The sequence below is a fragment of the Psychrobacter sp. 16-MNA-CIBAN-0192 genome (genome assembly GCF_040309565.1).
Taxonomy (GTDB): domain Bacteria; phylum Pseudomonadota; class Gammaproteobacteria; order Pseudomonadales; family Moraxellaceae; genus Psychrobacter.
This window is the reverse complement of the sequence record NZ_JBEOOX010000226.1, coordinates 1-274: the sequence shown is the minus strand read 5'-3', so window position 1 is coordinate 274 and position 274 is coordinate 1. Positions and strand designations below refer to the sequence as shown.

The 274-nt window shown below is 48.2% G+C and carries 1 protein-coding gene; it reads right to left on the bottom strand.

What is annotated here, in order from left to right; translation table 11 throughout:
* Positions 1-236 (bottom strand): SAM-dependent methyltransferase (locus AAEY78_RS13025; protein WP_502943771.1); only part of this gene is annotated, 236 nt, incomplete at its 3' end.
* Positions 237-274: the final 38 nt, after the last annotated feature.

Below are 274 nucleotides of genomic sequence, written 5' to 3'. Positions count from 1 at the left end.
CCGATAATCATCAGCGCAGGCATCTGCAAAGCAGGATCTGCGGCTAGTTGAGCCAGTTCACCTAACTTACCCATAAACCGCTGTTGTGATGAGGTGGTTGCGTTAGACACGATTGCCACGGGCGTCTCAGCACTACGACCAGCATTGATCAAACCTTCACTGATAATATTGGCGTTTAATATGCCCATATAGACCACTAAGGTATTGTTGGAATTAGCATAACCGTGCCAATCCATAGGGCGACTCGCTAACTGGCAGTGACCGGTAATAAAGG